Source organism: Pontivivens nitratireducens (assembly GCF_014235845.1).
Classification (GTDB): Bacteria; Pseudomonadota; Alphaproteobacteria; order Rhodobacterales; family Rhodobacteraceae; genus Pontivivens; species Pontivivens nitratireducens.
The window spans coordinates 17,696-37,585 of sequence record NZ_JACJUQ010000012.1 but is presented as its reverse complement, the minus strand read 5'-3'; the positions used below and the strand labels follow the sequence as shown (position 1 = coordinate 37,585).

Below are 19,890 nucleotides of genomic sequence, written 5' to 3'. Positions count from 1 at the left end.
GTGTTAACGGAAGCGATCAGCCCTGCATTGACTGCGCGAAACGCTCAAACAGATAGAAGCTGTCCTGCGGTCCTGGCGAAGCCTCGGGGTGCTGCTGAACGGAGAAGATCGGACGGTCCTTGACCTTCAGCCCGCAATTCGTGCCGTCGAACAGCGAGATATGCGTTTCCTCGACATTGCCGGGCAGGGTGGCGCCATCGACGGCGAATCCGTGATTCATAGACGTAATCTCTACCTTGCCGGTGTCGATATCCTTGACCGGATGGTTCACGCCGTGATGACCGTGGTTCATCTTGACCGTACGCGCGCCGAGCGCCAACGCCAGCATCTGGTGGCCCAAGCATATGCCGAAGATCGGCAGTTCGGTCTTGTCCATCAACTCACGGATCATCGGCACCGCATAGGCACCCGTCGCACCGGGATCGCCGGGCCCGTTGGACAGGAACACGCCGTCGGGGGCGTGGGCCATCACATCCTCATAGGTGGAGTCGGCCGGCAGGACGGTCACGTCGCACCCGGCGGAGACGAGGCTGCGCAGGATGTTGCGTTTCGCGCCATAATCGATGGCCACGACCTTGGGTCCGCCCTCGACCGCGGCGGCGAAGCCCTCGTTCCAGGCCCAGCGGCCATCCTGCCAGCGATAGGTTTGGGCGGTCGTCACGCCCTTGGCCAGATCGGCGCCGGTCAGGCCGGGAAACTCACGCGCGGCGGCGCGCAGAGCATCTAGGTCGAAGTTGCCGTCGGCGCGATGTTCCAGTGCCACGTGCTGCATACCCTGCTGGCGGATCGTGCGGGTCAGTCGCCGGGTGTCGATGCCGCCGATGCCGATGCGGCCAGTGCGTGCCATCCAGTCGGGCAGGGTGCCGGTGGAACGCCAGTTGGACGGCTCCGTCGGATCCCATTTGACGACGATACCGCGGGCATGCGGCTCCGCCGCTTCCTCATCCTCGGGCGTGACGCCGGTATTGCCGATATGCGGAAAGGTGAATGTGACGATCTGGTCGGCATAGGAGGGATCGGTCATCACCTCCTGATACCCGGTCATCGCGGTGTTGAAACACAGCTCAGCCACGGTGCGGCCCTCCGCTCCGAACCCTCGGCCATAGAACACCGTACCATCGGCGAGGACGAGACAGGCGGTAGGCTTGGCGGCGGGCGCGTTCGCGGACATGGGACCGGACCTTTCAAGTATGAAATCTGGCGGAAGCTACGGCGTGCAGCACGTGCGGTCAAGTGAACAGTTCGTCTTATATTATCGTTTATCAACAGTAGGTTAGATCACCTGTCGAAGGTTGTAACCATTCGGCGGGGGCACTATAGTCCCCTGAAGCCTGCAAACGGGCAGGCGCGAACGATTGGGATCGCAATGCTCAGAGAGCGCATCAATACCGAAACGAAGGCCGCGATGAAGGCGAAACAGACCCTGCGTCTGACAACCTTGCGCCTTATCAATGCCGCGATCAAGGACAAGGATATTGCCGCGCGCAGCGGCGACAACGTCGATGGCGTGTCCGACGAGCAGATCCTCGCCATCCTGTCCAAAATGATCAAGCAACGCCGCGACAGCGCCACCGCCTATGAGGAAGCCAACCGCATGGAACTGGCCGAGCAGGAGCGTGCCGAGATCGAGGTGATCGAGGAATTTCTGCCCCGAAAGCTGGACGATGATGAGGTCACCGCCGCCATAGATGCCGCGATGAAGAAGGTCGGGGCAAGCTCGATCCGCGATATGGGCAAGGTCATGGCGGAACTGAAATCCAGCCATGCCGGTCAGATGGATTTCGGCAAGGTTGGCGGAATGATCAAGCAGCGGCTGGGCTGAGCGTCCCGCGCCGCAGGGCGAGCGTCAGCAGCGCCGCCCCCCCTATGGACAGCAATGTGAACGAGATGCTGAGGCCGAATGCCTCACCGCTCAGCCCCATCACCACCGGGCCGAGCAATATGCCGCCATATCCAACCATCGAGACGGCCGCCACGGCCTCACCCGAGCCGGATTCCGCAAGTTGCCCCGCGCGTGAAAAACATATCGGTGCCATCAGCGACAGGCCCATCCCCATCAGACCCAGACCGGCCAGGGCCACGGCCGGGCTTTGCGTCAGCCCCGCCACCAGCGATCCCGCGATGACCAGAACAGCGCAGCATTGGGCCGCGCGTGCCGCACCGATCCGTTCGATGATGACGTCCCCGACCAACCGCACCGCCATGACGCCGCCCGACAGGATCAGCAGCGCCAGCGCGCCATGCTCGACCGTGCCGCCCAGAGTCTCGCGGATGTAGACGCCGCTCCATTCCATTCCCGCGCCTTCCGTCATGAAGGCGATACCGGTGATGATCGCGACGCCGATCAGCGGCCCGTGGGGCAGGGCGATCAGGGCGGAGCGTTTGCCCGCGCCGCCCGGTTGCCGCTCCGGTGAGACGACCAGCCACCCCGCCACGGCGAACGCGGTCAGACCGAATGCCGAACCAAGCACGAAATGCGTCAGCACCGGCAGGCGTGCCGCCCCCGCATAGGCGATGCCCGCACTCGCCGCCATGCCGGTTGACCAGCTACCGTGCAGCAGCGCCATGCGAGAACGTTTCGCGCGCTTTTCGACCTCGGTTCCATAGGCGTTCATCGTCAGGTCCATCGACCCGCCCGCCGCGCCGAAGACGAACAGGGTCGCCGCCAGCGCCACCGCACCGGGCATGATGGCAAGCAACGGCAAGCTCAACGCCATGGCCAGCCCAAAGGCGAGGGTAACGCGCCCCGCGCCCCAGTGATCGGCGGCGCGGGCGCTCAACCCGAAACTGGTCACAGCCCCCGCCGCAGCGGCCAGCAGGACCATGCCCAGATGCGCTTCGCTCAACCCCAGCGCCAGCTTGATGTCGGGAATTCGCACCACCCAGACGCCGAACAACGCCCCGTTGGTCGCGAACAGGATCAGCGCCGCGCGCAGGCCGGTGGGGGGCCCCTTGGCGGAAACAACGGGCGTTTGGCCCTTCGCGGAATCATGCACGTGCCAGCGCCCTTCGCAAATCTGCGGCAAGCGCCACGCGTTCCTCCGGTGTCAGGAAAGCGCCAAGTTCGATTTCACGGCCCGCGCCCTTGAGCGTCAGATATTGTTCGATCGGCGCATCCTCACGCAGATGAACGCTGACCCAATAGGGATTGGCCTGCCAGTCACGCATCGTCCCGTCGGGATCGTAGCGTTCCACCCGGATCAGGTCGGGCCACAGGGTCAGCTCCTCACGCAGGGAACGTGCCTTGCGATTGCGCCGGATCATGTAGCGGAACAGGGCAAACGCCCCCACGACGAAGGGGAGCAGCCCCCAGAATACAGGCGTGCCGATGAACGGCAGCACGGGAATTGCCAGCCCCAGACCGATGATCCACGACATGATTTCCAGACCCTGCGGCGTCAGCGATTGATGCGGCCACAGGGTCAGGGACAGGATCGGATCACGGGTTTGCACAATCATCGTCAGCTTCCTCAGAATCGGCACCGCAAGGAACTGGGGCCGGAAGACAAAAAGGCCGAAAAACGAAAAAGGCCGGGGCGTTTGCTGCCCCGGCCTTTCGATCTGTCAGGCGAGGCCCCTAGTGGTGACCGCGTCCCTCCATCAGGCTCTCATCCCACATCTCACGCGTGGGGAGGGTTTCGAAGGTATGCTCCGGCGGCGGGTTGGGCAGGGTCCATTCCAGCGTCGGGTCCGTACCCTCGCCCCAGTACTTCGGCTCCGTCACGCGGCGCCCGAACAGCAGGGCCTGCGCCATGATGCCGAGGAACAGCAGGAACGACGCGAAGGAGATGAAGGCACCGATCGACGACACGAAGTTCCACAGGGCGAAGCTTTCATGATAGTCGATATACCGGCGCGGCATGCCCTGACGGCCCAGGAAGTGCTGCGGGAAGAAGGTGATGTTCGCACCGACGAACATCAGCCAGAAATGCACCTTGGCCCATGTCTCGCTGTATTCCTTGCCGGTCATCTTGGTGAACCAGTAGTAGATACCGGCGAAGATGCCGAAGACCGCGCCGAGGCTCATCACGTAGTGGAAGTGAGCGACCACATAATAGGTGTCGTGATAGGCACGGTCGATGGCCGCCTGCGACAGGACGATGCCGGTCACGCCGCCTGCGGTGAACAGGAAGATGAAGCCGAACGCCCAGAGCATCGGTGTCTTGAACTCGACCGAGCCGCCCCACATCGTCGCGATCCAGGAGAAGATCTTGACCCCGGTGGGAACCGCGATGACCATCGTCGCCATCATGAAATAGGCCTGCTGCGAGGTGGACATGCCGACCGTGTACATGTGGTGCGCCCACACGACGAAGCCGAGCGCCCCGATCGCGATCATCGCCCAGACCATCGGCATATAGCCGAAGATCGGTTTCTTCGAGAAGGTGGCGACCACGTGGCTGATGATGCCGAATGCAGGCAGGATCACGATGTACACTTCCGGGTGGCCAAAGAACCACAGCAAGTGCTGGTACAGCACCGGATCGCCGCCATATTCCGCCTGGAAGAACGCGGTGCCGAAGTTACGGTCGGTCAGCAGCATGGTGATCGCACCGGCCAGAACCGGCAGAGCCAGCAGGATCAGTACGGCGGTGACGAGGATGGACCACGCGAACAGCGGCACCTTGAACAGGGTCATGCCCGGGGCACGCATGTTCAGGAATGTCGTGATGATGTTGATCGCGCCCAGAATGGAGGAGGCACCCGACAGGTGAACCGCGAAGATCGCGAGGTCCGTCGAGAAGCCGCCCTCACTTGTCGACAGCGGTGCATAGAGCACCCAGCCGATCCCGGAGCCGTTCTGCCCGTTGCCGCCCGGCGAAACCACCGAGGCCAGCGCCAGACAGCCACCAGCGACGAACATCCAGTAGGACAGGTTGTTCAAACGTGGGAATGCCATGTCCGGTGCGCCGATCATCAGCGGCATGAAGTAGTTGCCGAACCCGCCGAACAGGGCGGGAATGGCGACGAAGAACATCATCAGGATACCATGGCCCGTGATCATCACGTTCCAAAGATGCCCGTTCGGAGCGGAGCATTCACCACCCCCCATACCGGAGAAGAAGCGCGCCCCCTCCATTGCCGGATCGCACATGAACTGTACGCCCGGGGCCATCAGCTCCATCCGCATATAGACCGTGAAGGCGACCGAGATGAATCCCAGCAACCCTGCGGTCAGCAGGTAGAGGATACCGATATCCTTGTGATTGGTGGACATGAACCAACGGGTGAAAAACCCCCGCTCGTCATGCTCGCCGGCCGCATGCGAGGCTGCATCTGCCATTGTCGTCTCCTGTCGTCTTAATACGGCGGAAGGACCGACTCGGCACACTCCCGACATTCACTGCTGATCTGGTGCTATACAAAGCTTGCGCGAGGCTCAACCATTTACGCCCCGCGCGTGGTGCGACCCATCGCCCCCGGTCGCGTGCACTGGCTGATCCCATGCGCTGACTGAGGTTCGCGATCTTCCTAACACGGTGGTTTACCGGAACTTAGCGTGAAAATGCCCGTATGGCCGCCACCACAGCGTTGCTGTCCCTGCGATAAAAGCATGGTGTCAGATGGTTCAGCGATTGGCTGATCGAAAGGGTTTGATTGGCATCATTCAGGTAAGGCATTGATTTTATATGTGTAATCTTTGGACATCATGGCTGTCGCGCGTATCTGCTGCATATCACGCTCTAGTGAACGATTTTATTTGAAACCATTCCTGCCGTACCCGAGTTACTCAATCACGACGGGGATGCCGGAGATTGTTCTGGACTGTCGTGAACATAAAATGGAGATTATCTTATGAAGCGCACTATTATTGCACTCGCCACCGCCGCAACTTTCGCAGCTCCCGCAGCTTTCGCTGAGGCGCATGTCGAAATGACCATGGGCGAAGGCCTCACCATGTTTGAATCGCTGGTTTCCAACGAGCTGGATCAACTGGACATCGAAGCTGACGTCACCAATCTGACGCTGGGCCAGTTGGCACAGATCAAAGACATTGTTGAGAGCGACGAGACCACTTCGGTCAAGAAAGAGAACATCGAAGCGATCATCAACTGATCCTTCTGACTCTACGGTCACAAGACCGATCAGGCGCGGCTCCTTAGGGGGCCGCGCTTTTTTTCATGCCTTCTTTTTCACGTCGAATGCTGACTCGGTTCACTGAAAACCTGTTCGAACGTTTGCTTCAACGCGATATCGACATCGGGCAGGCCCACGGGATAGCCTAGATCAACCAGTGAAGTTACTCCGTGATCGCGGATGCCGCACGGCACGATACCGTCGAAGTGGCTCAGGTCCGGCTCCACATTCAGCGATATTCCGTGAAAGCTGACCCAGCTGCGTACGCGCAGGCCGATTGCCGCGATCTTGTCCTCTCGCATGGTTCCATCGGGCAGGGCGGGGCGGTCCGGCCGTTGCACCCAGACACCCACACGTCCGGGCCGAATCTCACCGGTTACGTTGAATTCGGCCAGGGTGGCGATGACCCACGCTTCCAGCTTCGCGACGAATGCACGGATATCGCGCCCCCGCCTGTTCAGGTCCAGCATGACATAGGCCACCCGCTGTCCCGGCCCATGATAGGTGTATTGCCCGCCGCGCTGCGCCTCATAAACCGGGAAGCGGTCAGGTGTCAGAAGATCGCCACGCTCGGCACTGGTCCCAGCCGTGTAGAGCGGCGGATGCTCCAACAGCCACACCTGTTCGGGCAGATCACCTGCGCGAATGCCCGCGACCTGCCGGTTCATGTGAGCCACGGCATCGGGATAGCTGACCGGGGTGTCTGATAGCTTCCACTCGACCATTTATCGTTCCTTATGCGCAAATTCTGCACTTTTCATATCGCCGCATCGGACTGATCGCCAGCGTACTGTCGCGATGCTGGTTGATCGGAAACGCGAGGCGCCAGCCTTTTTCACGACGCATGACTTTTCCGCTTCACATCCCCTCGACGGTTCGCTATGCACCCGACACCAAGCTGGGATATGCGGTCGTGGCGGAATTGGTAGACGCGCAGCGTTGAGGTCGCTGTGGGGTAACACCCGTGGAAGTTCGAGTCTTCTCGACCGCACCAACCAGCCTTTCGTCAGAAAGGCTTCAACTCTCAAGGTCCGGCACTTGGCGGCAGGTGTTTCGCAGAAACGCCGAGAGCCTACCCGGTTCCGACATGTTCCAAAGTTTTCTAACCAGCCTTTCGCCAGAAAGGCGTCACACCTCTAGGTCTGGCACCTGGCGGCAGGTGTTTCGCAGAAACGCCGAGAGCCCACGCGGCTGCGACATGTTCCCAAGGTTTACCAACCAGCCTTTCGCCAGAAAGGCGTCAGCCCTCGAGGTATGGCAACTGGCGGCAGGTGTTTCGCAGAAATACCGAGAGCCCATGCGGCTGCGACATGTTCCCAAGGTTTGAGGTGCCGCTTTGCCACGCTGCGGGAAATTCGTTTTGCCGGGGCTATGACATCGACCGCAAGTTCGCTAGGACTACGAAAAAAGCAGGCGGACACATGCGCGAAATCACCACGACGGACGCCCTCGCAGCGTTCTGCGCCGAGGCGGCGAACCATCCCTATGTTACTGTCGATACGGAATTTCTGCGGGAACGAACCTATTACGCGCAGCTTTGCCTGATCCAGATCGCCTATCCGGGCAGCGGGCCTGAAAGTGCCGCGATCGTTGATGTTCTGGTTGACGGGCTGGACCTTGGACCGCTGTTCGACCTGATGCAGGACACCTCGGTCGTGAAGGTTTTCCATGCCGCGCGTCAGGATCTGGAGATTTTCTGGCAAAAGGCCGGTGCATTGCCCGATCCGTTGTTCGACACGCAGGTCGCCGCGATGGTCTGCGGATATGGTGAGCAGGTCGGATACGAGACTCTGGTCCGCTCGATTTGCAAAGCGGGGCTGGACAAATCCTCCCGCTTTACCGACTGGTCCCGCCGGCCGCTCAGCGACAAGCAGAAGACCTATGCGGTAGGTGATGTGACCTATCTACGCGATATCTATGAGCATTTGTCGGACAAGCTGGCCACGTCGGGGCGTGAACGCTGGGTGCGCGAGGAATTGGCCGTTTTGACCAGCCCGGACACCTATCGCGCCGATCCGGCGGATGCCTGGAAACGGCTGAAGACCCGTTCCTCCGCACCGCGTTTCCTCGCCGTGGCCCGGGCGCTGGCCGAATGGCGCGAGGCCGAGGCGCAGGCGCGCGACATTCCGCGCAGCCGCCTGATGAAGGACGACGCGCTGCTCGAAGTCGCCTCGAACCGGCCCACGAATATCGACGATCTGGGCAAGTCACGATTGCTGCTGCGTGAGGCCCGCAAGGGTCGCACCGCCGAGGCGATACTGGAGGTCGTGCGCCGCGCCATGGCGGTACCGGATTCCGACCTGCCGCGTGGTGAGGAGCGAGCAAACAGCAATGCACAGGCCAGTCCCGCGCTGATGGACCTGCTCAAGGTTCTGCTCAAGGCGCAGTCGGAACGGACGGGCGTCGCGCAAAAGCTGATCGCGACCATCCCCGAGCTGGAGGCCTATGTGCTGAAACAGCCCGAGGGCGATCGCCTGCGATCCGGCTGGCGGCATGAGATTTTCGGCGCGCAGGCCGAGGATCTGATCGAGGGGCGCATCGCGCTCGGCGTGCGTGGAAAAAGCATCGGCATCGTTGAGATCGAACAGCCCTGACTCCGCCTCGGGCTGAGCGTCAATCTCAGCCCTGTTCGGATGCGGCTATTCCACGATGGCCCGCTGCGGAACCACGACGATGCTGCTGCCGCCCTCGGCCCGGACCTCGATTGTCGCCACGCCCTCCAGCTCCGCGTCACGAATGAAGATCGCGGCCACGCCGGTTTGGGAGGACAGGTCGCCCAGTCCGGGGGCCAGACGTTCCGTGTCGGTGCGAACCAGGTCGTAGACCTTGACACCCGCCTGGCTGTCCACCTCGTCAAAGGTCAAGGCCTCCACCATGCCGCGCTGATCGCGCACATGGGCGGTAAGGATCCAGCCGCCGGGGGAGCGTCCGATGTCGAGCCGGTCGATCCGGGCCACGCGCGGATCGACAAAGACGACCTCCGGCTCCTCCACCTCGCGGTTGCAGGCGGGCAGCGCGAATGCCAGCGCGGCGAGTCCACTCAGCAAGATCAGGCGTCCGGTCATCATTCTCTCCCTCACGTTTTTCGCGACAGTAAGGTGCAGGTTCCGCCAGGTCCAGCATCGTGATGTGCCGTGCTTTTGCCGGGGGTCTGGACGGCTCGGCCCACAACGCGTACATCCCACGCATCAAAGAGAGTTGCAGGCAAGTATCGGAGTTCGCAATGGCCGCCGCCGCATTCGAAGAGATCGTGGAGACGTTCGAGTTCCTGGACGATTGGGAGGATCGCTACGCCCACGTCATTGATCTGGGCCGCGCCATGCCGCCTCTCGACGAAAGCCTGCGCACCCCCGCAACCAAGGTGGACGGCTGCGCCTCGCAGGTCTGGCTGGTCCCGCAGGTCGAGGGGCAGGTGATTACCTTCGACGGGGACAGCGACGCGATGATCGTGCGGGGGCTGATCGCGATCCTGCGCACGCTGTATTCCGGGCGCACGGCCCGCGAGATCCTCGACATTGACGCCCCGGCGGAGTTCGCCCGCCTCGGCCTCGATTCTCATTTGAGCGCACAACGCTCCAACGGCCTGCGGGCCATGATCGAGCGGGTTCGCCTGTTCGCGGCCTCGGCTGCCTGAAAGGATTCCGACATGACCGACCGTCTTTCCCGCCTGTTGTCCCAACGTGACTGGTTGCTGGCCGATGGTGCGACCGGCACCAACCTGTTCAACATGGGGCTGATGTCCGGTGACGCGCCCGAAATGTGGAACGTGGAAGAACCTGCCAAGATCCGGGCCCTGTATGACGGGGCGGTCAACTCCGGCTCGGACATCTTCCTCACGAATTCCTTCGGGGGCAATGCCTCGCGTCTGAAACTGCACAATGCGCAGCATCGCGTGGCGGAGTTGAACAAGGCCGCCGCCGAGATCGCGCGGGAGGCCGCCGATGCCTCGGGCCGTGATATCGTCGTGGCAGGCTCGCTGGGCCCGACCGGCGAGTTGCTGGTGCCCGTCGGCCCCCTGACGCACGCCTCTGCGGTGGAGATGTTCGAGGAAGCCGGCGCGGCCCTGCTGGCTGGCGGTGCGGATGTTTTGTGGGTTGAGACGATCAGCTCCGAGGAGGAGATGCGCGCCGCGGCGGAGGCTTGCGCGAACCTGAACGCGCCGTGGTGCGGCACGATGAGCTTCGATACCGCAGGCCGTACTATGATGGGTGTCACCTCCACTGGACTTGCGGCGTTCATGAAGGCGCTGCCGCACGCGCCGCTGGCCTTCGGCGCGAATTGCGGCGTCGGCGCGTCCGACCTGCTGCGGACCATGACCGGCATGGTCGAGGCGGCGGAGGGTGCGAACCTGATCGCCAAGGGCAATGCGGGTATCCCGAAATATGTCGAAGGCCATATTCATTACGACGGCACGCCGGAGTTGATGGGAAAATACGCCTGCCTGGCCCGCGATCTGGGCGCGAAGATCATCGGCGGCTGCTGCGGAACCATGCCGGAGCATCTGGTCGCCATGCGTCGCGCGCTGGAGGAAACGCCGCGCCAGGCCAAACCCTCTCTGCAGCAGATCGAGGAGGTCCTCGGCGGATTTTCCTCGGCCAGCGATGGCACGGGTGAGGCCGCCGCCGATGCCCCCAAACGCGAACGTCGCCGTCGGCGCACCTGACCGGGTGGCGATATGACCATGAGGCCCGCGCGGGCGATGTCGCCAAGCGGCGGGACATGGTCGCGATTGAGCCGCTTCCCCCACGGGGCGCGGTCTTATATGCAATGAAGATCAGGCGCGGTGCGCACAACTGGATGGACAACTTATGGCCGATGACGAACAGGACATCATCCTTTCCGAACTGAACGACGAGGAACTGACGCTTCAGATGCACGACGACCTCTATGACGGTCTCAAGGATGAGATCATGGAGGGCGTGAATATCCTGCTGGAGCGTGGCTGGACCCCCTACGACATTCTTACGCGGACATTGGTCGAGGGGATGGGCATTGTCGGGATCGACTTCCGTGATGGCATCCTTTTCGTGCCCGAGGTTCTGCTTGCCGCCAACGCGATGAAATCGGGCATGAGTATCCTCAAACCGCTGCTGATCGAAACCGGCGCCCCCCGTCTGGGCCGCATGGTGATCGGCACGGTCAAGGGGGACATCCACGATATCGGCAAGAACCTCGTAGCGATGATGATGGAGGGTGCGGGGTTCGAGGTGACGGATCTCGGCATCAACAACGCTGTGGAAAACTACCTTGAGGCGATCGAGCGCGATCAGCCCGACATCGTCGGCATGTCCGCCCTGCTGACGACCACCATGCCCTACATGAAGGTCATCATCGACACCCTGGTCGAGAAGGGGATACGCGACGACTATATCGTCATGGTCGGCGGTGCGCCGCTGAACGAGGAATTCGGTAAGGCGATCGGCGCGGATGCCTATTGCCGTGATGCCGCTGTCGCTGTCGAAACGGCCAAGGAGCTTATCGCGCGCAGGCACAACAGCGTCGGGTCCTGATCCTGCACACTGCCTTTGTGTCGTACTGGCTGCCCTGTATCGTCTGGCCTCGGCTTCCTATATCGTGATCGGGGGTCGTTTCGGCCCGATGGAGAGGATGCAATGCCACTTGACCGTTTCGTTCTGATCGTTGTGGCCGCTATGGCTGCGGCGGGCATCGCAGTCTATATCGGTTTGCTTCTCAGCGCGGCGATCACGATGCCGCCCCTGCTGATCGCCATCGTGCCGGTTCTTGCGCTGGTGGCCTATATCTGCGTGAGGGTGATCCGCGACCGCCTCACCAATGCTGAGGACGATTATTATGACCGTATCGAACGCTGATCTTCCGGTTCTGACCATAGATACCGTTCCCGGGCGCGAGGTTGTGGCGGCACTTGGGCTGGTGCGCGGCTCCACCGTCCGGGCCAAGCATATGGGCTCGGACATTGTGGCATCCCTGCGCAATCTGGTAGGGGGCGAGATCCGCGAATATCAGCAACTGCTCGCCGCCAGCCGGGAACAGGCCATGGACCGGATGATCGCGGAGGCTCGCGCTCTGGGTGCCGATGCAGTGGTCGGCGTGCGGATGCAAACCTCGACCATTTCACAGCAGGCGTCCGAAGTGGTGTTCTACGGCACGGCCGTACGGTTGGCGTGACCCGGCGCGGCGGACGCACGGCGCGTTTGCAATCGCGCGCGGCTGCGCCTGTATCTCGTGGCCCGTTGGACGTGGACACGCTGACCCACCAGCGGGCGAATATCGGTGCGGGGCGTGTTGCACTTATCGCCTGTGGCGCGCTGGCCCGCGAAATTCTCGCCGTGAACCGCGCCAACGGGGCGGAGCATTTTGCGCTGCGCTGCCTGCCCGCCATTCTGCACAACCATCCGGAGCAGATCGCACCCGCAGTCGAGCGAGAGATTTCTCTCGCCAAATCCGACGGCTACGAGGAGATTTTCATCCTATATGCCGATTGCGGAACCGGGGGTGCACTGGATGAAGTGTGCCGTCGGCATGATGTCGCCCGTCTGCCCGGCCCGCATTGCTATGCCTTTTTCGAAGGGGTGGAGCAACAGGCCACGCGGCAGGAGGTCACCAGCTTCTACCTCACCGATTTTCTGGCCCGGCAATTCGATACCTTCGTCACGAAACCGTTGGGGCTGGCGGCGCACCCCGAACTCAAGGACCTGTATTTCGGCAATTACGAGCGGCTGGTTTATCTGGCCCAGACCGATGATGACGGCCTGACCCGAAAGGCAGAAAGCGCCGCCGAAACGCTGGGATTGCGGTTCGAGCGGCGCTTTACTGGCTATGGCGATCTGGCGACCGCCCTGTCAGGGCTTTAACGCCAGAACCGTTCCCCGACGCTTTGCGGCAGGTCGCCATACATCGCCGCCACCTGTTCCTCATATCCATTGTACAGCCGGGTCGGCACCCGCTCATCCGTGCCCAGAACCAGTTCGTCCGCCTGGCTCCAGCGGGGGTGGGGCACTTCGGGGTTCACGTTTGCCCAGAATCCATATTCGTTCTCGGCCAGTTCCTCCCAGAAGCTGAGGGGGCGTTCATCGGTGAATTCGATCCGGTCGATGGCCTTGATGGACTTGAAGCCGAATTTCCACGGGGTGTGCAGGCGCATGGGGGCACCGAACTGCTTGTGCAATTCCTTGCCATAGGCGCCGACGACCATGAAGCTCAATTCGTTCATCGCCTCGTCGATTGTCAGACCCTCGGTATAGGGCCAGGGCCACCAGGTCGCGCGCTGTTCGGTGGCCACATCGGGGTCGAGGAAGGTCTGGAACTTCACGTAAGTCGCGCTGGACAGCGGCTTGGCCAACTCGACCAGCTTGGACAGGGGGAAGCCGGTCCAGGGTGCGACCATCGACCAGGCTTCGACGCAACGGTGGCGATAATTGCGATCCTCCAGCGGCATCCGGCCCATCAGATCCTGAAAGTCGATTTCGAACTCTTCCTCGACCAGACCGGCGATCTTGACCTTCCATCCGGTGACGTCGAGCTTCTGCGCCTCATCCGCGATCCGCTTGGAGGAGCCGAATTCGTAATAATTGTTGTAGAATGCAGTTAACGATTCGTCGGTTGCGGGGCGACCGGCATCCGCGAAGGCGGGATTTTGCGGTGCCTCCAAAGGTGAGATTCCAGCCTCCGCACGCCCACGGCCGGGCAGGGCCAGCAGTCCCGCGCCCATTCCCATGCCAGCCAGCAAGGCCCGCCGATTCAGAAAGACATGCTCAGGCGTGACGCTGGAATCGGCGATCGCCCAGCTTGGGCGGCGATGATAGTGCATGGAATAATCCTCTCGCGCGTGTGGCTTTCGTCTCTGCGTAGCAAATAGAACGATTTGCACCCAATCAAAGTTGCTTGAACGCGCAGCCCGACCTACGTTCCGGTCGATGATACACCGCCCATCGGATCCCTTTACCGCACGCCTGCGTCGTGTGCCACGTGCGCAGGTCGTACTGGGTGCTTTGGCGTTGGTGTTCTCGGTGGTGCTGCTGTGGGCCAGCTGGCTGGTGCTGACGGATCGGTACATGACCGCGCTCGGCAATCGGGCGTCGGTGCGCTCCACGCTTTATGCAAACGCCATCGAATCGGTGCTCAAGACCTATACCGTCGCGTCCGCCCTGTTGGCGCAGGACCGGCTTTTGCTGTCCGCCCTGACCGGCGCGCCCAGCGAACAGACCTTGCTGACGCTGGGGGGTGTGCAGTCCACGACCGGCGCGCTCAGCATATCGCTTTATACCGCGACCGGAACGCCGGTGGCCGATACGCAGTCCATTGATCGGCAGATCAACCACGGGGTGGCCCCGTATTTTCAGCTTGCCCTCGATCAGGACGTGTCGGTCTTCGCCACCGTGGCCGTGTCCGATACGGAGCAGCGGTTCTTCTTTGCCCGGCGCATCCAGCAAAGCGGGACGATCCTGGGCGTCGTGGTGATCGAACTGGATCTGGCCGGGTTGCAGGATGAATGGGTGTCCAGCGCCGATCAGGTTTTCGTCACGAATGCGGAGGATCTGATCCTGCTGTCGTCACGGGCCGAATGGCGCTATCGCTCGCTGTCGCCGTTTCTCGATCCCTTGTCGGCGCAGGGCGCGGGACGGTTTGGCCTGCTTCCCATGCTGTCGCTGGACCCAAGCAATGCTGGCCCCCAGGTCGCCATCGACGATGAGGTGTTCCTGCGCATAGATCGGGAGGTCGATTTCCGGGGGTGGACCGTCACCTATCTCGCCCCGATTTCCGAGGTTCGCGAACGTGTGACCGGCGTTTTGGCATTGGAAATCATGGGCATGTCGCTGCTGGTTGCGCTCGGACTTTACGTCATTTCACGGCGCGTCGCGCGAAGATCGCTACAGCTTCAGCGTGAGTCCGAGGAACTGCGCGCGCTCAACGTTCGCCTCGGATCGGAAATCGAGGAACGTCTGCGCATTGAGCAGAGCTTGCAAGAGGCGGAGCAATCGCTCGAACAATCCTCCCGCCTCGCCGCGTTGGGGCAGATGTCCGCCGCTGTCAGCCATGAGTTGAACCAGCCGTTGGCCGCGATGAAGACCTATCTGGCGGGGGCGCAACTGCTGATGAAGCGCAACCGGCCGGAGGAGGCAATGACCTCCTTCCAGCGGATCGACGATCTGATCACGCGGATGGCCACCATCACCGGCCAGCTCAAGACTTTCGCTCGCAAGGGTACTTCCGAGTTGGGGGAGGTGGACGTGCGCACCTGCGTGTCCGCGGCGCTGGCGATCATGGCGCCCCAGATCGGGCAGAGCCGGATCGAGATCATTCGCGGCATGCCCGACACGCCCGTGATGGTTCGTGCTGATTCCATGCGGCTGGAACAGGTGCTGATCAATCTGCTGCGCAACGCGGCGGATGCGATGCGCTCGGTTCCGGAGCCGGTCATTACCATCGAGGTATTTTCTGGCCCCAACCTTGCGCGGATACAGGTCCGCGACGCGGGACCGGGGTTCCAGGGGACGGCGGCGAAGCTGTTCGAGCCGTTTTTCACAACCAAGGCACCGGGCGAGGGGGTTGGCCTCGGCCTTGCCATTTCCGCCGGAATCGTGCGCGATCTGGGCGGCAGCCTGACCGCGCGAAACGCTGTGGATGGCGGCGCGGTGTTCGAGGTAAGCCTACCATTGATCCGTGCAGCAGGGGGGACGGAACCATGAGTGATCCAGACCGGATGCCAGTGACCATCATCGACGACGAGGAGGACATGCGCGCCTCGGTCAGCCAGTGGCTGGACCTGTCGGGCTTTGCTCCGCGCACGTTCGATTGCGCGACCGCCGCCCTCGATCAGATCGATGCCGACTATCCGGGTGTCGTGATCTCGGACGTGCGGATGCCCGGAATCGACGGGCTGGAACTGCTCTCGCTGTTGCAGAAAAAGGACCGATCGCTGCCGGTCATCCTGATCACAGGCCACGGTGACGTGACCATGGCGGTGGAGGCGATGCGCGCCGGAGCCTACGATTTCGTGGAAAAGCCCTTTGATCCCGAACGGCTAAGCGATCTGGTGCGCCGCGCCGGGGCCGCTCGCCGTCTGACCATCGACAACCGGATGCTTCGGCGCGAGCTGGCAGATGGCACCGTGCTGTTGCGGCAGATCATGGGGGACAGCGCGCCGACCTTGCGCCTGCGCGATGCGATTCTGGACTATGCGCACGCCGACGCTCCGATCCTGATCACCGGGGAGCGTGGCGCGGGTCGCAGTCTGGTCGCGCGGGCGCTGCATGCCGCCGGGTCCCATGCCGGGCAACCGTTTCTGACGTTGAATTGCGCGGCGGAGGCTCCGACCCATTTCGAGGAGAGAGTCTTCTCCCCCGACCGATCCGGCAATCCGCCGCTGCTGATTGCAGCCGGGCAGGGCATGGTCGTGCTGGAAAACGTTGCCGCCTTGCCCGCGCGATTGCAGGCCCGACTGGGCCAGACCCTGACCGACGGCAAGATGTCCGATGGCACGCCGATCCGCGCCCGGATCGCCACCATCGCGGATGACAAGGTGGCGGAGGAGGTCGCCTCCGGCCAGTTATCGCCCGGTCTGTATTATCTGCTGAGCGCGCTGGAGATCACCACACCCCCGCTGCGCAGCGTGGGGCAGGACGTGATGATGTTGTTCGAGCACTACGTGGACCGCTTCGCACAGGATTATGACACCCCGCGCCCGGATATCGGAGCGGAGGACGCCGCGTCGCTGCTGGCACATGACTGGCCCGGAAATCACCGGCAGCTTATCAATATCGCTGAACGTTTCGTTTTACGCTCCCGCCATGGTTCCAGCACGGTACGCGCTGTGATGGGGGAGGAAATACCGGATTCGGAGAGGGCCGCGCAGACGTTGGAGGGGGCATCCCGGCGGCCCCTCAAGGATCATGTGGAGGCGTTCGAGCGGCTTCAGATCGAGGCCGCCCTGCGTCGTCATCACGGCGCCATCACCCCGGTGATGGAGGAACTGGCCCTGCCGCGCCGCACCCTGAATGAGAAAATGGCGAAATACGGCATCAGCCGCGCTGACTTCGTCTGACCTGCGGTGTCGCGACGCTTGCGAAGGAGCGGGCGAGGCCTTAGCCCTTGTCGGGCCTATTTCGTCTGGCCTACTACATCTGCCCGTTTCAGCGAGGATCCCCATGACAACGCTTCTCGAATTGCTGCCGCTGATTGCCCTGTTGCTGCTCACGGGAGCCGTTGCAGGTGTGGTGGCGGGCCTGTTGGGCCTCGGCGGGGGGATCGTGCTGGTGCCGGTTTTCTTCTATGTCTTCACCATCGCGGGCTATGCCAGTGACGAGTTGATGCGCGTCTGTCTTGCCACTTCGCTGGCCACAATCATCGTGACCTCGGCCCGCTCCGTCGCGTCGCATCACAAGAAGGGCGCGGTGGAATGGGGTATCCTGAAGGCCTGGGCACCGGGTATCGCCATCGGCGCGGTGGTCGGCGTCTGGGCCGTCGGCGGGTTGGAGAGCGCCACATTGCAACTGATCTTCGGCGTTCTGGGGGCGCTGATCGCCGGCTATTTCGCCTTCGGCAGGTCGGACTGGACATTGGCACGGGAAATGCCCAAGGGGATCCTGCGTGCGATCCTGTCGCCGGGTATAGGCATCACGTCTGTCCTGATGGGAATCGGCGGCGGCTCGCTGGGTGTGCCGCTGATGACGCTGAGCAACGTGCCGATCCACCGCGCCGTGGCCACCGCAGCCGGGTTCGGCATCCTGATCGCCGTGCCATCCGTCATCGGGTTCCTGCTGCAAGACCCCGTTGTGACACCGCCGCTGACGGTGGGCTACGTCAATTTGCCTGCATTCCTGATCGTCATCGCCATGACCCTCGTCACCGCCCCACTGGGTGCGCGGCTGGCCCATGCGCTGCCGGTTCGGCCGCTGCGGATGATCTTTGCCGTGTTTATCTTCATCATGGCAATGAACATGCTGCGTTCAGGTCTGGGCGGGTGAGCGGTTTTCTTCGCAACGAGAGGTCGGGTATATGAGCCTTCCGCATCGTCACAGCATACCATTGGCCGAATTGCGCCGGATGATCGACCAGCATATCGGCACGTCCAGATGGTTCACCATCGACCAGACCCTGATAGACGACTTCGCGCGCATCACGCAGGATGAACAGTTCATTCATGTCGATCCGGTCCGCGCCGCCGAGGCACCGTTCGGCAGCACCATCGCGCACGGATTTCTGACGATGTCCTACCTCGCTCCGATGGCTTACGATGCGGTGCCCCTGGCCGATGGCACGGTGATGGGAGTGAATTACGGTTTCGACAAGGTCCGGTTTCTGACGCCGGTGCCGGCGGGCGCGCGCATCAGGGGGCACTTCACCCTCGATGCGCTGGAGGAGGAACCCGGGCAGGTGACCTCCCACCACAGCGTAACCGTCGAGATTGAGGACGCCGACCACCCCGCACTGGTCGCGAAATGGATATCGCGCGGGTACTTCACGCCGGATACCTGAGCATTTTCCTGCGCTGTCGCGGCGCGGACAGGTCCCGGCTTGCCGAAAATGCCGCCACGACGCTCTTGCCCCCGGCGGTGCGCCGCGTCACTCTGCCCCCAAAATCATAGGGGAGAGCGACATGGAACTGGGCATTACTTCACGGCTGAAACCGCTGATCCAAGAGGTTCGGCAGATGGTGCAGACCGAGATCGCACCGCTTTCGCAAGAGTTCCTCGAACTTGTCGGCTCCACTGGCAACCGCTTCGAATATTCCCCCCGCCAGACGGAGATCCTGGAGGGGCTCAAAGATTTGGCAAAGTCCCGTAACCTCTGGAATTTCTGGCTGACCGACTCCGAGCGGGGCTACGGTCTGAGCACCGTCGAATACGCCTATCTGGCGGAGGAAATGGGCAAGGTTCATCTGGCGGCGGAGGTCTTCAACTGCGCCGCGCCCGATACCGGAAACATGGAAGTGTTCGAGCGTTACGGCACACCCGAGATGAAGGAACGCTGGCTCAAGCCGCTTTTGAACGGTGAGATCAGATCGGCCTATGCCATGACCGAACCCGACGTCGCTTCCTCGGACGCGACGAATATGGCGATGACCTGTGTGCGCGACGGGCAGGACTATGTTCTGAATGGTGAAAAGTGGTGGATCAGCGGCGCGGGCGATCCCCGCTGCAAGGTTTATATCGTCATGGTCGCCACCCCGTCGGATGACCGCCCGAAGCATCGCCAGCACTCCATGGTCGTGGTTCCGGCGGACACGCCCGGCATCGAGATCCTGCGCGCGATGGAGGTCTATGGCCACGACGACGCGCCCCACGGGCACATGCACATGCGTTTCACCGACGTGCGCGTTCCCGCCGATGCGATCCTGCTGGGGGAAGGCTGCGGTTTCGAAATTTCGCAAGGCCGTCTGGGGCCGGGCCGCATCCATCACTGCATGCGCGCCATTGGACAGGCCGAGGCGGCGCTGGAACTGATGTGCCGTCGATCCACCCAGCGTGAGGCTTTCGGTAAACCCCTCGCCATGCTGGGGGCGAATTTCGACATCATCGCGGAGGCTCGCATGAAGATCGAGCAGGCCCGTCTGCTGTGCCTGAAGGCCGCGTGGATGATGGATCAGGGCGACGCGCGCGCTGCGGCACCGTGGATCAGCCAGATCAAGGTCGTGGCCCCGCGCGTCGCGCTGGAGGTCATCGATGAGGCTGTGCAGATGCATGGCGGTGCGGGCATTTCACAGGATACGCCCTTGGCTGCGGCCTGGACCCATGTGCGCACCCTACGGCTGGCTGACGGGCCGGATGCGGTCCACCGACGGCAGGTCGCGCGGACGGAGTTGAAGCCCTACACCAATCAGGCGACCTGAAC

Annotated in this window: 21 protein-coding genes and 1 tRNA gene; 15 read left to right on the top strand and 7 right to left on the bottom strand. The window is 62.4% G+C overall.

Features of this window, described 5'->3' with window-relative positions:
* Positions 1 to 16 precede the first annotated feature (16 nt).
* Positions 17 to 1,171: a glutamine-hydrolyzing carbamoyl-phosphate synthase small subunit gene (gene carA, locus H1S03_RS13220; protein WP_185804879.1), complete on the bottom strand. Its 1,155-nt coding sequence runs from the start codon at positions 1,169 to 1,171 to the stop codon at positions 17 to 19.
* 195 nt (positions 1,172 to 1,366) lie between these two features.
* On the opposite strand from carA, the gene H1S03_RS13215 reads away from it, so the two are divergent.
* Positions 1,367 to 1,822: a GatB/YqeY domain-containing protein gene (locus H1S03_RS13215; protein ID WP_185804878.1), complete on the top strand. Its 456-nt coding sequence runs from the start codon at positions 1,367 to 1,369 to the stop codon at positions 1,820 to 1,822.
* Here the strand turns inward: H1S03_RS13215 and H1S03_RS13210 are convergent.
* From H1S03_RS13210 to ctaD, 3 genes are all read right to left on the bottom strand, one after another.
* Positions 1,803 to 2,996 (bottom strand): MFS transporter, encoded by a 1,194-nt coding sequence (locus tag H1S03_RS13210; RefSeq protein ID WP_185804877.1) that lies wholly within the window; start codon positions 2,994 to 2,996, stop codon positions 1,803 to 1,805. The two genes, H1S03_RS13215 and H1S03_RS13210, sit on opposite strands and share 20 nt — an antisense overlap.
* On the bottom strand, positions 2,989 to 3,459 hold the full coding sequence (locus H1S03_RS13205; protein ID WP_185804876.1) for a DUF2244 domain-containing protein: 471 nt from the start codon (positions 3,457 to 3,459) through the stop codon (positions 2,989 to 2,991). Before H1S03_RS13205 ends, H1S03_RS13210 begins: the two co-directional genes overlap by 8 nt.
* Positions 3,460 to 3,577: 118 nt before the next feature.
* A complete protein-coding gene (gene ctaD / locus H1S03_RS13200) occupies positions 3,578 to 5,284 on the bottom strand; it encodes a cytochrome c oxidase subunit I (RefSeq protein ID WP_185804875.1) in 1,707 nt (568 codons plus the stop codon).
* 512 nt (positions 5,285 to 5,796) lie between these two features.
* On the opposite strand from ctaD, the gene H1S03_RS13195 reads away from it, so the two are divergent.
* A complete protein-coding gene (locus tag H1S03_RS13195) occupies positions 5,797 to 6,057 on the top strand; it encodes a hypothetical protein (protein WP_185804874.1) in 261 nt (86 codons plus the stop codon).
* 77 nt (positions 6,058 to 6,134) lie between these two features.
* Here H1S03_RS13195 and lipB read toward each other — a convergent pair whose 3' ends face one another.
* Positions 6,135 to 6,803 (bottom strand): lipoyl(octanoyl) transferase LipB, encoded by a 669-nt coding sequence (gene lipB, locus H1S03_RS13190; RefSeq protein WP_185804873.1) that lies wholly within the window; start codon positions 6,801 to 6,803, stop codon positions 6,135 to 6,137.
* 182 nt (positions 6,804 to 6,985) lie between these two features.
* On the opposite strand from lipB, the gene H1S03_RS13185 reads away from it, so the two are divergent.
* Positions 6,986 to 7,072, top strand: a tRNA-Leu gene (locus H1S03_RS13185).
* A gap of 427 nt (positions 7,073 to 7,499) precedes the next feature.
* Positions 7,500 to 8,672, top strand: a complete 1,173-nt coding sequence (rnd, locus tag H1S03_RS13180; protein ID WP_185804872.1) for a ribonuclease D — start codon at positions 7,500 to 7,502, stop codon at positions 8,670 to 8,672.
* A 45-nt stretch (positions 8,673 to 8,717) separates the two neighbouring features.
* Here rnd and H1S03_RS13175 read toward each other — a convergent pair whose 3' ends face one another.
* Positions 8,718 to 9,143 (bottom strand): hypothetical protein, encoded by a 426-nt coding sequence (locus tag H1S03_RS13175; protein WP_185804871.1) that lies wholly within the window; start codon positions 9,141 to 9,143, stop codon positions 8,718 to 8,720.
* 158 nt (positions 9,144 to 9,301) lie between these two features.
* Here H1S03_RS13175 and H1S03_RS13170 point away from each other — a divergent pair, with 158 nt between their 5' ends.
* The 6 genes from H1S03_RS13170 (at position 9,302) to H1S03_RS13145 (ending at position 12,911) form a co-directional block, all read left to right on the top strand.
* Positions 9,302 to 9,712: a SufE family protein gene (locus H1S03_RS13170; protein ID WP_185804870.1), complete on the top strand. Its 411-nt coding sequence runs from the start codon at positions 9,302 to 9,304 to the stop codon at positions 9,710 to 9,712.
* Between the two features lie 12 nt (positions 9,713 to 9,724).
* Positions 9,725 to 10,741 carry a betaine--homocysteine S-methyltransferase gene (gene bmt, locus H1S03_RS13165; RefSeq protein WP_185804869.1) on the top strand — a complete coding sequence of 339 codons (1,017 nt, stop codon included), beginning with the start codon at positions 9,725 to 9,727 and terminating at the stop codon, positions 10,739 to 10,741.
* 145 nt (positions 10,742 to 10,886) lie between these two features.
* On the top strand, positions 10,887 to 11,588 hold the full coding sequence (locus H1S03_RS13160; RefSeq protein ID WP_166191179.1) for a corrinoid protein: 702 nt from the start codon (positions 10,887 to 10,889) through the stop codon (positions 11,586 to 11,588).
* 102 nt (positions 11,589 to 11,690) lie between these two features.
* Positions 11,691 to 11,909 carry a hypothetical protein gene (locus tag H1S03_RS13155; RefSeq protein WP_185804868.1) on the top strand — a complete coding sequence of 73 codons (219 nt, stop codon included), beginning with the start codon at positions 11,691 to 11,693 and terminating at the stop codon, positions 11,907 to 11,909.
* The gene (locus H1S03_RS13150; RefSeq protein ID WP_185804867.1) at positions 11,890 to 12,225 is read left to right on the top strand and encodes a YbjQ family protein; all 336 of its coding nucleotides are present in this window, start codon (positions 11,890 to 11,892) and stop codon (positions 12,223 to 12,225) included. Before H1S03_RS13155 ends, H1S03_RS13150 begins: the two co-directional genes overlap by 20 nt.
* A gap of 65 nt (positions 12,226 to 12,290) precedes the next feature.
* Positions 12,291 to 12,911 (top strand): DUF1638 domain-containing protein, encoded by a 621-nt coding sequence (locus tag H1S03_RS13145; RefSeq protein WP_185804934.1) that lies wholly within the window; start codon positions 12,291 to 12,293, stop codon positions 12,909 to 12,911.
* On the opposite strand, the gene msrP is transcribed toward H1S03_RS13145, so the two are convergent.
* The gene (gene msrP / locus H1S03_RS13140; protein ID WP_166191187.1) at positions 12,908 to 13,867 is read right to left on the bottom strand and encodes a protein-methionine-sulfoxide reductase catalytic subunit MsrP; all 960 of its coding nucleotides are present in this window, start codon (positions 13,865 to 13,867) and stop codon (positions 12,908 to 12,910) included. The genes H1S03_RS13145 and msrP overlap by 4 nt on opposite strands.
* 106 nt (positions 13,868 to 13,973) lie before the next feature.
* Here msrP and H1S03_RS13135 point away from each other — a divergent pair, with 106 nt between their 5' ends.
* From H1S03_RS13135 to H1S03_RS13115, 5 genes are all read left to right on the top strand, one after another.
* Positions 13,974 to 15,746, top strand: coding sequence for a sensor histidine kinase (locus tag H1S03_RS13135; RefSeq protein WP_185804866.1), 1,773 nt, complete (start codon positions 13,974 to 13,976; stop codon positions 15,744 to 15,746).
* Positions 15,743 to 17,101 (top strand): sigma-54-dependent transcriptional regulator, encoded by a 1,359-nt coding sequence (locus tag H1S03_RS13130; protein ID WP_249777921.1) that lies wholly within the window; start codon positions 15,743 to 15,745, stop codon positions 17,099 to 17,101. Before H1S03_RS13135 ends, H1S03_RS13130 begins: the two co-directional genes overlap by 4 nt.
* Before the next feature lie 103 nt (positions 17,102 to 17,204).
* Positions 17,205 to 18,023, top strand: a complete 819-nt coding sequence (locus H1S03_RS13125) for a sulfite exporter TauE/SafE family protein (protein WP_185804865.1) — start codon at positions 17,205 to 17,207, stop codon at positions 18,021 to 18,023.
* A gap of 31 nt (positions 18,024 to 18,054) precedes the next feature.
* Positions 18,055 to 18,534, top strand: coding sequence for a MaoC family dehydratase (locus H1S03_RS13120; protein WP_166191193.1), 480 nt, complete (start codon positions 18,055 to 18,057; stop codon positions 18,532 to 18,534).
* A 121-nt stretch (positions 18,535 to 18,655) separates the two neighbouring features.
* Entirely contained in the window at positions 18,656 to 19,888 is a 1,233-nt protein-coding gene (locus H1S03_RS13115) for an acyl-CoA dehydrogenase family protein (RefSeq protein WP_185804864.1), read from the top strand.
* The last annotated feature ends 2 nt before the right edge of the window (positions 19,889 to 19,890 follow it).

Excerpts from the sequence above, each read along its gene's own strand:
- carA (WP_185804879.1), bottom strand. The coding sequence starts at position 1,171 with ATGTCCGCGAACGCGCCCGCCGCCAAGCCTACCGCCTGTCTCGTCCTC.
- H1S03_RS13215 (WP_185804878.1), top strand. The coding sequence starts at position 1,367 with ATGCTCAGAGAGCGCATCAATACCGAAACGAAGGCCGCGATGAAGGCG.
- H1S03_RS13205 (WP_185804876.1), bottom strand. The coding sequence starts at position 3,459 with ATGATTGTGCAAACCCGTGATCCGATCCTGTCCCTGACCCTGTGGCCG.
- ctaD (WP_185804875.1), bottom strand. The coding sequence starts at position 5,284 with ATGGCAGATGCAGCCTCGCATGCGGCCGGCGAGCATGACGAGCGGGGG.
- H1S03_RS13195 (WP_185804874.1), top strand. The coding sequence starts at position 5,797 with ATGAAGCGCACTATTATTGCACTCGCCACCGCCGCAACTTTCGCAGCT.
- lipB (WP_185804873.1), bottom strand. The coding sequence starts at position 6,803 with ATGGTCGAGTGGAAGCTATCAGACACCCCGGTCAGCTATCCCGATGCC.
- rnd (WP_185804872.1), top strand. The coding sequence starts at position 7,500 with ATGCGCGAAATCACCACGACGGACGCCCTCGCAGCGTTCTGCGCCGAG.
- H1S03_RS13175 (WP_185804871.1), bottom strand. The coding sequence starts at position 9,143 with ATGACCGGACGCCTGATCTTGCTGAGTGGACTCGCCGCGCTGGCATTC.
- H1S03_RS13170 (WP_185804870.1), top strand. The coding sequence starts at position 9,302 with ATGGCCGCCGCCGCATTCGAAGAGATCGTGGAGACGTTCGAGTTCCTG.
- bmt (WP_185804869.1), top strand. The coding sequence starts at position 9,725 with ATGACCGACCGTCTTTCCCGCCTGTTGTCCCAACGTGACTGGTTGCTG.
- H1S03_RS13160 (WP_166191179.1), top strand. The coding sequence starts at position 10,887 with ATGGCCGATGACGAACAGGACATCATCCTTTCCGAACTGAACGACGAG.
- H1S03_RS13155 (WP_185804868.1), top strand. The coding sequence starts at position 11,691 with ATGCCACTTGACCGTTTCGTTCTGATCGTTGTGGCCGCTATGGCTGCG.
- H1S03_RS13150 (WP_185804867.1), top strand. The coding sequence starts at position 11,890 with ATGACCGTATCGAACGCTGATCTTCCGGTTCTGACCATAGATACCGTT.
- msrP (WP_166191187.1), bottom strand. The coding sequence starts at position 13,867 with ATGCACTATCATCGCCGCCCAAGCTGGGCGATCGCCGATTCCAGCGTC.
- H1S03_RS13135 (WP_185804866.1), top strand. The coding sequence starts at position 13,974 with ATGATACACCGCCCATCGGATCCCTTTACCGCACGCCTGCGTCGTGTG.
- H1S03_RS13130 (WP_249777921.1), top strand. The coding sequence starts at position 15,743 with ATGAGTGATCCAGACCGGATGCCAGTGACCATCATCGACGACGAGGAG.
- H1S03_RS13125 (WP_185804865.1), top strand. The coding sequence starts at position 17,205 with ATGACAACGCTTCTCGAATTGCTGCCGCTGATTGCCCTGTTGCTGCTC.
- H1S03_RS13120 (WP_166191193.1), top strand. The coding sequence starts at position 18,055 with ATGAGCCTTCCGCATCGTCACAGCATACCATTGGCCGAATTGCGCCGG.
- H1S03_RS13115 (WP_185804864.1), top strand. The coding sequence starts at position 18,656 with ATGGAACTGGGCATTACTTCACGGCTGAAACCGCTGATCCAAGAGGTT.